Here is a 14,087-nt window from a genome sequence, read left to right as displayed (position 1 = left end):
CTGCAGCACTGGCTGCAGGGGCTGGAGCCGCCCACACCCCGACAGGGCGATGCCGAGGACAAACGGGGCCGCATGGTCTGCTACCAGCTGGCGCTCAACGACGACCACAGCAGTTGCGCATTGCGCGTGCGCAAGGGCACCCGGGAAGAGCACGGCATTCGCTACAGCCGCATCCAGTCGCTGTACGAACTGCTCTACGAGCCCCCGAAGTTCGTCAAGGAAGATGACCTGCGCATCCTTCGCCAGCTCTCGGCGCAGACCGCGCCCTACGGCCACGAGCGCGGCTATGCGCTCAAGGGGCTCGAGGGCGGCGAGTTGCTGCAGCGGGCGCTGGACACCGGACGCCTGATGTTCATCGAAGACCTGCCCCTGCTGACCCAGGGCGCGCCTCGTCAGTCGGACTTCCGCTGGGTGCGCCTGGAAAGCGGCGACTATAGGGGCATGTGGTACAACGGCGAGAAACCGCTCAATTGCGTGCTGCCGCTGGTGCCGCTGTACTACTTCGACATCGACACCCATGAGGTCGGCAGCGTTTCCCACGACCTGGATCCGCACACTGCCCTGCAGCTGTCCCTTGCTCCCGATGTACCGGAACACCTCATCGTGCCCCTCAGCCACAAGCTCAACGCCCTCAACCATCACCTGCCGACGCCCACCACCGTGCAGCAGGAGCAGCTCGACGACATCCAGCCGACCCCGCACCTGACCCTCGGCAGCCTCGAATTCAGCGCCTACACGCCCAAGACCGGACGCATGCAACGGCAGATGCAGCACCGCGCCGCGCTGGCGTTCGACTACGACGGTCTGCGCGCCAGCGGCGGTGAAGACAAGCCGCTGAGCCGCCTGGTGGGCAGCACCAGCCAGCGCATCCGCCGCCAGCCCCAGGCCGAGCAGGCCCTGCGCAAGGTGTTACGCGAGCATGGTTTCAAGCCCGCCACCCGCCAGAGCAAGGCCCTGCCCGACAGCGCCGGCGAGATGCTCCAATTGCCTGACGACGAAGCCTGGCTGCGTTTCGCCCGCGAAGGCCTGCCGCGCCTGCGTGAGGCCGGCTGGGCCATCGATGTGCACCGCGACTTCGCCTTCAACCTGCACGAGGTCGACGACTGGTACGCCACCATCGACGAAGCGCCGGGCCACGAATGGTTCGACCTGGAACTGGGCATCGTCGTCGAGGGCCAGCGCCACAGCCTGCTGCCGATCGTCCTGCAGCTACTGCGCGCCAGCCCCGAGCTGCTGCGCCCCAGCGAACTGGCGCGGCGCAGTGACGATGAACACCTGCTGATCGACCTCAACCGCGCCCGACACGATAGCCCGGCGCTGCGTGTCGCCCTGCCCTACGGGCGAATCAAGGCGGTGATGGGCACCTTGGGCGAGTTGTACCTGCACGACGACGCCAGCGGCCCGAGCCTGCGCCTGGAGCGCGCCGACGCCGCGCGCCTGAACGACATCGACCATCTGCCGCTGCAATGGCAGGGCGGCAGCCATGTCCGCGACCTGGGCCGGCGCCTGCGCGACGCCCGCGACCTGCAGGTGGTGCCGCCCAAGGGCCTGAACGCCACCCTGCGCCCCTACCAGCAGCAAGGCCTGAACTGGCTGCAGGCCCTGCGCGAGATGGGCACCGGCGGCATCCTCGGCGACGACATGGGCCTGGGCAAGACCCTGCAGACCCTGGCCCACCTGCTGCTGGAGAAGGAAGCCGGACGCCTGGCCCACCCGGCACTGGCGGTGATGCCCACCAGCCTGGTACCCAACTGGCTCGACGAGGCCCGGCGCTTCGCCCCCGACCTGCGCGTCCTGGCCCTGCACGGCCCCGGTCGCAACAAGCACTTCGCCAACCTGGCCGACTACGACCTGGTGCTGACCACCTACGCCCTCGTCCCCCGCGACCTGGAACACCTCAAGGCCCAGCCCTGGCACCTGCTGGTGCTGGACGAGGCGCAGAACATCAAGAGCAGCACCAGCAAGGCCGCCCAGGCCGTGCGCGAGCTGCAGGCCAGCCAGCGGCTGTGCCTGACCGGCACGCCGATGGAGAACAACCTTGGCGAGCTGTGGTCGATCTTCCACTTCCTGATGCCCGGATGGCTGGGTGACAGCAAGCGCTTTACCCAGGACTACCGCACCCCGATCGAGCGCCACGGCGACGCCGAACGCATGGCCCACCTGGCCAGCCGCATCCGCCCGTTCCTGCTGCGCCGCACCAAGGAGCAGGTGGCCACCGAGCTGCCGGCCAAGACCGAGATGATCCACTGGGTCGAGCTCAGCGACGCCCAGCGCGACACCTACGAAGCGGTGCGGGTGGCGATGGACAAGAAGGTCCGCGACGAGATCGCCCGCAATGGCGCCGCCCGCAGCCAGATCGTCATCCTCGACGCGCTGCTCAAGCTGCGCCAGGTGTGCTGCGACCTGCGCCTGGTCAAGGGCACCGAGACCAAGGGCACGTTCGCCGACAAGGGCAAGCTGGGCAGCCTGCTGGAGATGCTCGAGGAGCTGCTCAGCGAGGGGCGCAAGGTGCTGCTGTTCTCGCAGTTCACCTCGATGCTGGCGCTGATCGAGTTCGAGCTGGAGAAGCGCGGTATCCGCTACAGCCTGCTGACCGGCGACACCCGCGACCGCCGCGCACCGGTGCAGCAGTTCCAGAACGGCGACAGCGAGGTGTTCCTGATCAGCCTCAAGGCCGGCGGCACCGGGCTGAACCTGACCGCCGCCGACACCGTGATCCACTACGACCCGTGGTGGAACCCGGCCAGCGAAAACCAGGCCACCGACCGTGCCTACCGTATCGGCCAGGACAAGCCGGTGTTCGTGTTCAAGCTGATCACCCGGGGGACGGTCGAGGAGAAGATCCAGCAGTTGCAGCAGGAGAAGGCGGCGCTGGCGGCCGGGTTGCTCGATGGCGGACAGGCCGGGCAATGGCGGCTGGGGGATGACGAGATCGAGGCGCTGTTCGCGCCGCTGCCGGGCAAGCGCGGGCGTTAAGCCTGGCTTTTCCCGTGCCGGCCTCTTCGCGGGCAAGCCCGCTCCCACAGGGACGGCGTATTCCTTGAGGGTGACGCCTTACCTGTGGGAGCGGGTTTACCCGCGAAGAAGCCAACGCGGTCAATCAACCAGCTGGGCTTCCTTCAACGCCCCCAGCGCCTCCAGCCAACGCGGCTGCTGGCGGTAATCGGTACGCGCAAAGCCCTGCCCGCGCATCCGCGCGATCCGCGGCGACGGCTTGACCTTCATCCGCTGCGCCGCGCTCAACGCCAGCTCCGCCGCCGCCCGGTCGTTGCACACCAGGCCCATGTCGCAGCCGGCGCTCAGGGCCGCCTCGATACGACTGGCGGCATCGCCCACCACATGGGCACCTGCCATGGACAGGTCGTCGCTGAAGATCACCCCGTCAAAGCCCAGCTCGCCCCGCAGGATGTCCTGCAGCCAGCGCCGGGAGAAGCCGGCCGGCTGGTTGTCGACCTGCGGATAGATCACATGGGCCGGCATCACCGCCGCCAGCTGGCCACCCAGGCGGGTGAACGGCACCAGGTCGGCGGCGCGCAGCTGCTCCAGGCTGCGCTCGTCGCCCGGGATCGCCACATGGGAGTCGGCTTCGGCCCAGCCGTGGCCGGGGAAATGCTTGCCGCAGGCAGCCATGCCCGCGGCGTTCATGCCGCGGATGAACGCACCGGCCAGCTCGGTGGCACGCTGTGGATTGCCTTCGAAGGCGCGGCTGCCAACCACGGCGCTGCGCTGGTGATCGAGGTCCAGCACCGGAGCGAAGCTCAGGTCCAGGCCCACCGCCAGCACCTCGGTGGCCATCAGCCAGCCGCACTGCTCGGCCAGGTACTCGGCATTGGCGTTGTCGGCGATCGCGCGCATGGCCGGCAGGCGCACGAAGCCCTGGCGCAGGCGCTGGACCCGCCCGCCTTCCTGGTCCACGGCGAGGATCAGCTCGGGGCGAATCGCGCGGATCGACGCGCACAGCTCGCGCACCTGGCGCGGGCTGTCGATGTTGCGGGCGAACATGATCAGGCCGGCCACTTCGGGCTGGCGCAGCAGATGGCGGTCTTCGGCGGTCAGCCATTTACCGGCGATATCCACCATCAGGGAGCCTTGCAGGCTGGCAGTCATAGGGAGTCCTTCATGGGAGGTCCAGGGGCGCTTCGCCGTGGCGCGGGCGCACGCAACCATCGGACAACGAAGTGCCCGATGGTTCAGTGGCGAAGCAGCCGTGCTGGCGGAAAATGCGGCGGGAGACAAGGTCAGACATGCGCGCTAGCTTAGCGCAAGCGCCCTGCCCCGCCCAGTACTCAGGCCTTGGCGGGGGTGGCGGACTTGCTGCGCGGACGCAGCTGCGCCGTGGCCATGGCCTCGTCGGTGACGCCGCTGTCGGCGCGCATGCCGGCGGCCAGGAACGGCACCATCAGGCGCATGACCTGCTCGATCGAGGTGTTGATGCCGAAATCGGTCTCGGCGATGGCCCGCAGGGCCTTGATCCCCGACATGCTGAACGCCGCGGCGCCGAGCATGAAGTGCACGCGCCAGAACAGCTCCAGCGGCGGGATGCGCGGCGCGGCCTCGTTGACCAGCAGCATGTAGCGGCGGAACACCTTGCCGTACATGTCTTCCAGGTAGCGCCGCAGGTGCCCCTGGCTCTGGCTGAAGGCCAGGCCCAGCAGGCGCATGAAGATCGACAGGTCGTTGTTGCTGCGCGGCTGCACGGCCAGGGCCTGTTCCACCAGCATCTCCAGCAGCTCCTCGAGCGAGGCTTTCTGCTCGGGACGCGCCTGACGACGCTCCAGCTCGCGCTCCAGGCTCGCGCAGAACGGCCCCAGGAAGCGCGAGAACACCGCCTGGATCAGGGCCTTCTTCGAACCGAAATGGTAGTTCACCGCCGCCAGGTTGACCCCGGCCTTGCTGGTGATCAGCCGCAATGAGGTTTCCGCGAACCCGCGCTCCGCGAACAGCTGCTCCGCCGCATCGAGGATGCGTTCAACGGTTTCCGATTGGGCCATGACTACTCCGCCTGACAAACAGTTGTTTGAAACATACGTTTCAGGCCTGCCGATGTCAAGGCTGGGTGACCGGTCGGTCGCCATTTAAAAGCGCCAAGAGTCAGGCTGCAAGCGACAAGATGCGTCGGCGTTTCGATCTTTCTTGGTCCGGGTGGGTTGCAGGCCGCGAGCCACTGTATATAATTCCAGTCACTGTATAAAAAGACAGAGCCCTCGCCCATGCTGAAACTGACGCCACGCCAAGCCGAGATTCTGGCCTTCATCAAGCGCTGCCTCGAAGACAACGGCTTCCCGCCGACCCGCGCCGAAATCGCCCAGGAGCTGGGCTTCAAGTCGCCCAACGCCGCCGAGGAACACCTGAAGGCACTGGCCCGCAAGGGTGCCATCGAGATGACCCCTGGCGCTTCCCGCGGCATCCGCATTCCCGGCCTGGAGCCGAAAAGCGACGACAGCGGCCTGCCCATCATCGGCCGGGTCGCCGCCGGCGCGCCGATCCTCGCCGAGCAGCACATCGAGGAATCCTGCAACATCAACCCGGCCTTCTTCCACCCCCCAGCCGACTACCTGTTGCGCGTGCACGGCATGAGCATGAAGGACATCGGCATCTTCGACGGCGACCTGCTGGCCGTGCACACCACCCGCGAAGCCCGCAACGGCCAGGTGGTGGTGGCCCGCATCGGCGACGAAGTGACCGTCAAGCGCTTCAAGCGCGAAGGCAGCAAGGTCTGGCTGATCGCCGAAAACCCCGAATTCGCCCCCATCGAAGTCGACCTGAAGGAACAGGAGCTGGTGATCGAGGGCTTGAGCGTCGGCGTCCTGCGCCGCTGAACCAGGAGGCGTCATGCAGCCGTTCACCCATGCACCCCAGCAAGCCCAGCTGCCGCTGTTCGAGGCCTTTCTCGCCCAGCCGGTGCTGCCCGGCCTCAAACCCGCTCCAGCAGCGCGCAAGAGCAGCCAGCCCGAGCTGTTCAGCGAACTGGCCCTGCGCGGCGCGCCCGGGCATTGCCAGAGCCTGCTGGCGCCGGTCCTGCGCGAACTCAGCGAAGAAGACGACAGCCGCTGGCTGACGCTCATCGCCCCGCCCGGCAGCCTCACCCAGGCCTGGCTGCGCGATGCAGGCCTCAACCGTGAACGCATCCTGCTGCTGCAACCCGGCGGCAACCAGACCGCCCTGCAACTGGCCTGCGAAGCGCTGCGCCTGGGCCATAGCCACACCGTGGTCAGCTGGCTGGGCACCCTCAACGGCAGCGCTCGCCAACAGCTGCAGCGCGCCGCCGCCAGCGGAAACGCACAAAGCCTGAACATCCGCCTCGGCTGATGTTCAGGCTTTGCCTGTCAAACGCTTGAAACCCTGGGCAGGTAACCTGCCTCAGTGAAGGACGCGCGGCCCCTCTTCACGCTCGAAGTCACCCTCGACGAGGCGGCCGGCCATCTGCACACCGACGCTGAGCATGGCCTTGGCCACTTCCACATGCTGTCCTTGCAGGAATGCCTTGGCATCCTCGGAGAAATCCAAGGTCACCAGGGAGCCTTCATCCTCGGCACGGCGCAGCTCGATCCGGCCATCAGGCAACTCGACAATTTCTAGAAAGGACGTTGACATAAAGGGCCTGCTTTTCACGAAAGGCCATCAGTGTACCAGCCATGGCGGCGGTCAGCACTCACTCAGCGCTTCGCGGAATCGTCTCACCAGGCTTTTCAAGTTCTGCCGCCAGGCTTCGAGCTCCTCGCGGGAAAGCTCGGCCGGCTCGGGCTCGTCCAGATTGACGGCCTGTATCAGCGGCTGGGTGACGTCGCCCTTCACGGCTTTCTTCGCGACCGGCGGTCGGAACAAATCGGCATAAGCGGCCAGCAGGCGTGCCAGCCAGGTTTCCGGCTGGCGGGCCAGTTCGAGCAGCTCGGCCATTTCCGGGATTGCCACGCTCTGCAGCACCTCGTCACTGAACAGCAGTTCGGCCCGTGACGCCGAGGCCTGGGGCAAGCGGTAGAAGCCGGCGATCTCGTGGCACAACCCCAGCAACGCGCCGTACAGGTGGAACAGTGCCGATTCGCGCTCGGCCTGGAGCAAGCCCTGGGCGTTCATGGCCTGGCTGTCGGCGGCCTTGGCCATGGACTCCAGGGCAAGGCCGGCGAAGAACAGTTTCTGGTTGGTGCGGGTGTAGAGTTCCTGGGCCATTTTCCATGACCTCCCATGGGCAGCAAGGCGATATCGCAGTTTCGGGGATTGCCCGGCGTTACCGCAAGCACAAACGATCGCGGGGCAAGCCCGCTCCCACAGGCTCTGTTTGAACCTCGTGAGAGCGGGCTTGCCCCGCGATGAGCCTGAGACTCAGATCAGCGCTTGTCTTCGACCTTCCACGCCTTGCCGTCGTAGAACGCCTTCCAGCCGGTCGGCTTGCCGTCGACCTCGGACTGCACGTACTGCTCCTTGGTCTTACGGCTGTAGCGAATCACCGCCGGGCGCCCGTCCGGGTCCTTCTGCGGTGCTTCGCAGAGGAAGTGGTACTTCGGATCGATCTCGTGCTTGTGCGGGACGATCTCCAGCACCAGTGGCGCGCGGGTTTCGCGGTTCTTCGGGAACTGGCTGGCGGCCAGGAACAGGCCCGAGGCGCCGTCGCGCAGCACGTAGGTGTCGTCGACCTTCTCGCACTTGAGCTCCGGCATGTCCACCTTGTCCATCTTCGGCGGCGCTGCCTCGCCGCTCTTGAGCAGCTTGCGGGTGTTCTTGCAGGTGGCGTTGGTGCAACCGAAGAACTTGCCGAAACGGCCGGTCTTGAGCTGCATCTCGCTGCCGCACTTGTCGCACTCCAGGCTCGGACCTTCGTAGCCCTTGATGCGGTAGCTGCCTTCCTCGATCTCGTAGCCGGCGCAGTCCGGGTTGTTGCCACAGATGTGCAGCTTGCGCTTCTCGTCGAGCAGGTAGGCGTCCATCGCCGTCGAGCAGATCGGACAGCGGTGCTTACCGCGCAGCACCAGCGACTCGGACTCACCTTCGTCGTCGGCGGCGATCTCGTCGCCCGGCACCAGGTTGACCGTGGCCTTGCAGCGCTCCTTCGGCGGCAGGCTGTAGCCCGAGCAGCCGAGGAACACGCCGGTGGAGGCGGTACGGATCATCATCGGCCGGCCGCATTCCTTGCAGGCGATGTTGGTCAGGGTCGGCTGGTTGGCGCGCATGCCGTGCTCGCTGGACTCGGCGGTCTGCAGCTTCTTGCTGAAGTCGCCATAGAACTCGTCGAGGACGTTTTTCCAGTCACGCTCGCCCTGGGCCACATCGTCGAGGTTCTCTTCCATGCCGGCGGTGAAGCCGTAGTCCATCAGGTTGGCGAAGCTCTCGGACAGGCGCTCGGTGACGATATCGCCCATCTTCTCGGAGTAGAACCGGCGGTTGTGCAGTGTCACATAACCGCGATCCTGGATGGTCGAAATGATCGCCGCGTAGGTCGACGGACGGCCGATGCCGCGCTTTTCCATTTCCTTGACCAGGCTGGCTTCGGTGAAGCGCGCCGGCGGCTTGGTGAAGTGCTGGCTGGGGTCGAGCTGGATCAGCTTGAGCGCCTCGCCCTGGGCCATTTCCGGCAGCACGTCGTCCTCGCCCGGCTTGCTCTGCTGCGGCAGGACGCGGGTGTAACCGTCGAACTTGAGGATGCGGCCCTTGGCACGCAGCTCGAACTCGCCGGCCACCACGGTGACGCTGGTGGACAGGTATTGCGCTGGCGGCATCTGGCAGGCCAGGAACTGGCGCCAGATCAGCTCGTACAGGCGCTCGGCGTCACGCTCCATGCCGCTGAGCTTGGTCGGATGGGTGTTCACGTCCGACGGGCGAATCGCCTCGTGCGCCTCCTGGGCGCCTTCCTTGCTGCCGTAGACGATCGGCGCCGCAGGCAGGTACTGCTTGCCGAATTCTTTCTCGATGTAGCTGCGCGCCATCTCGACGGCGTCGGTCGACAGGTTGGTCGAGTCGGTACGCATATAGGTGATGTAGCCGGCTTCGTACAGACGCTGGGCCATCATCATGGTCTTCTTCACCCCAAAGCCCAGGCGGTTGCTCGCGGCCTGCTGCAGGGTGGAGGTGATGAACGGCGCCGACGGCTTGCTGCTGGTCGGCCGGTCCTCGCGCTTGCTCACGCTGTAGCTGGAAGCCTTGAGCTTTTCCAGCGCGGCCATGGCCTGGGCTTCGTTGAGCGGCTTGAAGGCCTCGCCCTTCTCGCGGGCTACCTCGAAACGCACCTTGGCGTTCTTGGCGGTGCCCAGGTCGGCGTGGACTTCCCAGTACTCTTCCGGGTTGAACGCGCGGATCTCGCGCTCACGCTCGACCACCAGCTTCACCGCCACCGACTGCACACGGCCGGCGGACAGGCCGCGGGCGATCTTGGCCCACAGCAGCGGCGAGACCATGTAGCCGACCACGCGGTCGAGGAAGCGACGCGCCTGCTGGGCGTTGACCCGGTCGATATCGAGCTCGCCCGGCTGGGAGAAGGCTTCCTGGATCGCCTTTTTGGTGATCTCGTTGAACACCACGCGCTTGTAGCGGCTGTCGTCACCACCGATGGCTTCGCGCAGGTGCCAGGCAATGGCTTCCCCCTCGCGATCCAAGTCGGTTGCGAGATAGATGGTGTCGGCATCCTTGGCCAGGCGGCGCAATTCCTCGATCACCTTCTCCTTGCCGGGAAGGATCTCGTACTTGGCCTTCCAGCCCGCTTCCGGATCGACGCCCATGCGCGCGACCAGGGTGCGGCGCGCCTTTTCCTTCGGCGACAAGGCCGGAGCCTCGGCCGCGGCCTTGCCGCGCTTGGCCGCCGGTTCCTTGCTCGCACTGGCGGAACCGCTGGTGGGAAGGTCACGGATGTGGCCGATACTCGACTTCACCACGTACTGGCTGCCCAGGTACTTGTTGATGGTCTTGGCCTTGGCCGGGGATTCCACAATGACCAGCGATTTGCCCATGGATCGGAGTATTCCTGAATCTGAAGATGAAAAACGCGTCAGGTGCCGGACGCGGCACCGCTATATATAGTGGCAAAAGAGTGAGGTCAAGCGTGGTCGATCACTCGTGCGCCTTGCCAAGCCGCTCGCCCAGCCCCTCTTCGGCCTTGACCAAAGCAAAGCGTGGCACCTGCTCGCCGTCAACCTCGACGGACTCCTGGAACATCGAAAGTGGCCTGACCCAGAAGCTGTAGTCACCATACAGGCACTGGTAGAAGACCATCCACTCTTCGCTCTCGGAATGCCGCGCCGCGCTGAACACGCGGTATTCAGGGCCTTTGTAATGCCGGTACACACCAGGTTGTATCTGCATGTCACTCGCCCTCTTGAACAAATCCTGTAAAAAACAAAAGCCGGGGCACATGGCCCCGGCTGCTGTCCCGCAACGCGATCAGACGCGTTCGAAGACAGTGGTGATGCCTTGGCCCAGGCCGACACACATGGTGGCGATGCCCAGGGTACCGCCATTCTGCTTCATGACGTTGAGCAGGGTGCCGGAGATCCGCGCACCGGAGCAACCGAACGGGTGGCCCAGGGCGATGGCGCCGCCGTGCAGGTTAACCTTCTCATCCATCTTGTCGAGCACTTTCAGGTCCTTCAGCACCGGCAGGGCCTGTGCGGCGAAGGCTTCGTTGAGCTCGAAGAAGTCGATGTCGGCGATGGTCAGGCCAGCGCGCTTGAGGGCTTTCTGCGTCGCCGGAACCGGGCCGTAGCCCATGATCGCCGGATCAACACCGGCCACCGCCATCGAGCGGATCACCGCCAGTGGCTGGATCCCCAGGTCCATGGCGCGCTGGCCGGACATGACGATCATGCACGAGGCGCCGTCGGTGATCTGCGAGGAGGTGCCCGCAGTGACGGTGCCACCTTTGGGGTTGAACGCCGGCTTGAGCGACGCCAGGCCTTCGAGGGTGGTTTCCGGGCGAATGGTCTCGTCGTAGTCGAAGACCTTCAGGAAACCGTTCTCGTCGTAACCCTGCATCGGGATGATCTCGTCCTTGAACTTGCCCTCGACCGTCGCCTTGTGGGCGAGCTGGTGCGAACGCAGGCCGAACAGATCCTGTTGCTCACGGGTGATGCCGTGCATCTTGCCGAGCATCTCGGCGGTCAGGCCCATCATCCCGGAAGCCTTGGCGGCGTGCAAGGACATGTGCGGGTTGGGGTCGACGCCGTGCATCATGCTGACGTGGCCCATGTGCTCGACGCCACCGACCACGAACACGTCGCCGTTGCCGGTCATGATCGCCTGGGCGGCGGTGTGCAGCGCGCTCATCGACGATCCGCACAGGCGGCTAACGGTCTGGGCGGCGGAGGTGTGCGGGATCTGGGTCATCAGCGAGGCCATGCGGGCAATGTTCCAGCCCTGCTCCAGGGTCTGGTTGACGCAGCCCCAGATCACGTCCTCGACTTCCTTCGGATCGACCTTGTCGTTGCGCTCCAGCAGCTTGCTGATCAGGTGCGCGGACATGTCCTCGGCACGGGTGTTGCGGTGCATGCCACCCTTGGAACGGCCCATCGGCGTGCGACCGAAGTCGACAATCACCACGTCTCTTGGATTCAGGCTCATATCAATATTCTCGCTCTAGCTCGTTGGGCGCTCAGTTGAAGAAGCGCTGGCCGTTCTTGGCCATTTCGCGCAGCTTCGCAGTGGGGTGGTACAGCGGCCCCAGGTCGGCGTACTTGTCGGCCAGTGCGACGAACTCGGCGACCCCGATCGAATCGATGTAGCGCAGCGCGCCACCACGGAAGGGAGGGAAACCGATGCCGTAGACCAGGCCCATGTCGGCTTCGGCGGCGGTCTCGACGATGCCGTCTTCCAGGCAGCGCACGGTCTCCAGGCACAGTGGCACCATCATCCAGTTGATGATGTCCTCGTCGCTGACCTCACGCTGTTCGAAGATGACCGGCTTGAGCACGTCGAGCACGCTGGCGTCGGCGACCTTCTTCGGCTTGCCGCGCTTGTCGGTCTCGTAGGCGTAGAAGCCCTTGCCGTTCTTCTGGCCAAGGCGGTTGGCCTCGTAGAGGGCGTCGACGGCGGAGCGACGGTCGTCCTTCATGCGGTCCGGGAAGCCTTCGGCCATCACGTCGCGGCCGTGGTGACCGGTGTCGATGCCGACCACGTCCATCAGGTAGGCCGGGCCCATCGGCCAGCCGAACTTCTCCATGACCTTGTCGATGCGCACGAAGTCGACGCCGGCGCTGACCAGCTTGGCGAAACCGCCGAAGTACGGGAACAGCACGCGGTTGACCAGGAAGCCCGGGCAGTCGTTGACCACGATCGGGTTCTTGCCCATTTTCTTGGCGTAGGCCACGGTAGTCGCGACCGCGACTTCGCTGGACTTCTCGCCGCGGATGACTTCGACCAGCGGCATCATGTGCACCGGGTTGAAGAAGTGCATGCCGACGAAGTTTTCCGGACGCTTGAGCGCCTTGGCCAGCAGGTTGATGGAGATGGTCGAGGTGTTGGAGGCCAGGATGGCATCTTCCTTCACCTGGCCTTCCACTTCAGCCAGTACCGCTTGCTTGACCTTCGGGTTCTCGACCACGGCCTCGACGACGATGTCGACGTTGGCGAAATCGCCGTAGGACAGGGTCGGACGAATGGCGTTGAGCGCCTCGGCCATCTTCGCCGGGGTCAGGCGACCCTTCTCGACGCGCTTGCCGAGCAGCTTGGAGGCCTCGTTCAGGCCCAGCTGGATGGCTTCCTCGCGGATGTCCTTCATCAGGATCGGCGTGCCCTTGACCGCCGACTGGTAGGCGATGCCGCCACCCATGATGCCGGCGCCGAGCACGGCGGCCTGCTTCACGTCGTGGGCGATCTCGTCGTGGGCCTTGGCCTTGCGCTTGAGCTCCTGGTCGTTCAGGAACAGGCCGATCAGGCTCTCGGCGACCGAAGTCTTGGCCAGCTTGGCGAAGCCTGCGGCCTCGACTTCCAGGGCCTTGTCACGACCGAAGTTGGCGGCCTTCTGGATGGTCTTGATGGCCTCGACCGGCGCCGGGTAGTTCGGGCCGGCCTGGCCGGCGACGAAGCCCTTGGCGGTCTCGAACGCCATCATCTGCTCGATGGCGTTGAGCTTGAGTTTTTCCAGCTTGGGCTGGCGCTTGGCCTTGTGGTCCAGCTCGCCGCTGATGGCGCGCTTGATCAGGTCCAGGGCACCGGCCTGCAGCAGCTCGGGAGCCACCACGGCGTCGACGGCGCCGACTTTCAGGGCGTCCTCGGCACGGTTTTCCTTGCCCGAGGCGATCCACTCGATGGCGTTGTCCGAGCCGATCAGGCGCGGCAGGCGCACGGTGCCGCCGAAGCCTGGGTAGATGCCCAGCTTGACTTCCGGCAGGCCGATCTTGGCGCTGCTGGACATGACCCGGTAATCGGCGGCCAGGCACATCTCCAGGCCGCCACCCAGGGCGATGCCGTTGATGGCGACGACGGTCGGCACCTGCAGGTCTTCGAAGTCATTGAAAATGCGGTTGGCTTCCAGGTTGCCGGCGACCAGTTCGGCCTCGGGCAGCTTGAAGTTGTCGACGAATTCGGTGATGTCGGCGCCGACGATGAACACGTCCTTGCCGCTGCTGACGATCACGCCCTTGATCGAGGCATCGCCCTTGATCACGTCCACGGCCTGACGCAGCTCGTTCAGAGTGAGACGGTTGAACTTGTTGACGGACTCACCCTTGAGGTCGAACTTCAGTTCGACGATGCCGCTTTCAAGAGCCTTAACCGTGATGGCTTTACCTTCGTAAATCATCAACTGATCTCCACGATATGGAAGCTGAACAGTACACGTCGAACGCTGGCGCAAGAGCCGGTCTACCGGTCCCTCACCCCAGGCACACCCGTCGACGCGCTAATCGGGATTCTGTAAGAGCCGTCTGACATACAAACGCTCAATTCATACGCCCGTTTGACTTGGGTGTGCACACATTCTCCGAAATGGACGGCGTTGTCAAATGCTCGCGAACACCGTGAAAACGCGACTTTCCAGTCATCTTCTACCCGCCGGGTACGAAACATGATGACAGTGATCGCCGACCATTCATGTCAGCGATAGACCATCACCGACCGCAGACGGCGCTTTTTTCTAAACGCATCCGCCAACGATGGCTACACTGGGT

At 65.2% G+C, this 14,087-nt stretch carries 11 protein-coding genes; 3 read left to right on the top strand and 8 right to left on the bottom strand.

Features of this window, described 5'->3' with window-relative positions; translation table 11 throughout:
* The first annotated feature begins 72 nt into the window (after positions 1–72).
* Positions 73–2,976, top strand: a complete 2,904-nt coding sequence (locus tag V0R62_RS08960) for a DEAD/DEAH box helicase (RefSeq protein WP_408005648.1) — start codon at positions 73–75, stop codon at positions 2,974–2,976.
* Positions 2,977–3,096: 120 nt separating this feature from the next.
* Here the strand turns inward: V0R62_RS08960 and nagZ are convergent, their stop codons facing one another.
* Positions 3,097–4,095 carry a beta-N-acetylhexosaminidase gene (gene nagZ / locus V0R62_RS08955; protein WP_330103557.1) on the bottom strand — a complete coding sequence of 333 codons (999 nt, stop codon included), beginning with the start codon at positions 4,093–4,095 and terminating at the stop codon, positions 3,097–3,099.
* Between the two features lie 191 nt (positions 4,096–4,286).
* Positions 4,287–4,991, bottom strand: coding sequence for a TetR/AcrR family transcriptional regulator (locus V0R62_RS08950; protein WP_203647455.1), 705 nt, complete (start codon positions 4,989–4,991; stop codon positions 4,287–4,289).
* A 219-nt stretch (positions 4,992–5,210) separates the two neighbouring features.
* Between V0R62_RS08950 and lexA the strand changes: the two genes are divergently transcribed.
* Positions 5,211–5,819: a transcriptional repressor LexA gene (lexA, locus tag V0R62_RS08945; RefSeq protein WP_330103469.1), complete on the top strand. Its 609-nt coding sequence runs from the start codon at positions 5,211–5,213 to the stop codon at positions 5,817–5,819.
* Positions 5,820–5,832: 13 nt separating this feature from the next.
* Positions 5,833–6,309, top strand: a complete 477-nt coding sequence (gene sulA / locus V0R62_RS08940) for an SOS-induced cell division inhibitor SulA (RefSeq protein ID WP_050704833.1) — start codon at positions 5,833–5,835, stop codon at positions 6,307–6,309.
* 51 nt (positions 6,310–6,360) lie between these two features.
* Here the strand turns inward: sulA and V0R62_RS08935 are convergent, their stop codons facing one another.
* From V0R62_RS08935 to fadB, 6 genes are all read right to left on the bottom strand, one after another.
* Positions 6,361–6,594: a hypothetical protein gene (locus V0R62_RS08935; protein WP_023630868.1), complete on the bottom strand. Its 234-nt coding sequence runs from the start codon at positions 6,592–6,594 to the stop codon at positions 6,361–6,363.
* Between the two features lie 51 nt (positions 6,595–6,645).
* Positions 6,646–7,167, bottom strand: a complete 522-nt coding sequence (locus V0R62_RS08930; protein ID WP_050704832.1) for a DUF6586 family protein — start codon at positions 7,165–7,167, stop codon at positions 6,646–6,648.
* A gap of 158 nt (positions 7,168–7,325) precedes the next feature.
* Positions 7,326–9,935, bottom strand: coding sequence for a type I DNA topoisomerase (topA, locus tag V0R62_RS08925; protein WP_330103468.1), 2,610 nt, complete (start codon positions 9,933–9,935; stop codon positions 7,326–7,328).
* Positions 9,936–10,035: 100 nt separating this feature from the next.
* Positions 10,036–10,287: a DUF1653 domain-containing protein gene (locus V0R62_RS08920; protein WP_050704830.1), complete on the bottom strand. Its 252-nt coding sequence runs from the start codon at positions 10,285–10,287 to the stop codon at positions 10,036–10,038.
* Between the two features lie 78 nt (positions 10,288–10,365).
* Entirely contained in the window at positions 10,366–11,541 is a 1,176-nt protein-coding gene (gene fadA, locus V0R62_RS08915) for an acetyl-CoA C-acyltransferase FadA (protein ID WP_330103467.1), read from the bottom strand.
* Positions 11,542–11,572: 31 nt separating this feature from the next.
* Positions 11,573–13,720 (bottom strand): fatty acid oxidation complex subunit alpha FadB, encoded by a 2,148-nt coding sequence (gene fadB, locus V0R62_RS08910; protein WP_050704828.1) that lies wholly within the window; start codon positions 13,718–13,720, stop codon positions 11,573–11,575.
* Positions 13,721–14,087 lie beyond the last annotated feature (367 nt).

The organism is Pseudomonas carassii (assembly GCF_036324045.1).
GTDB classification, from domain to species: domain Bacteria; phylum Pseudomonadota; class Gammaproteobacteria; order Pseudomonadales; family Pseudomonadaceae; genus Aquipseudomonas; species Aquipseudomonas peradeniyensis.
Note: the sequence above shows the minus strand (reverse complement) of the source record. Positions and strands in the feature narration are given on the sequence as shown.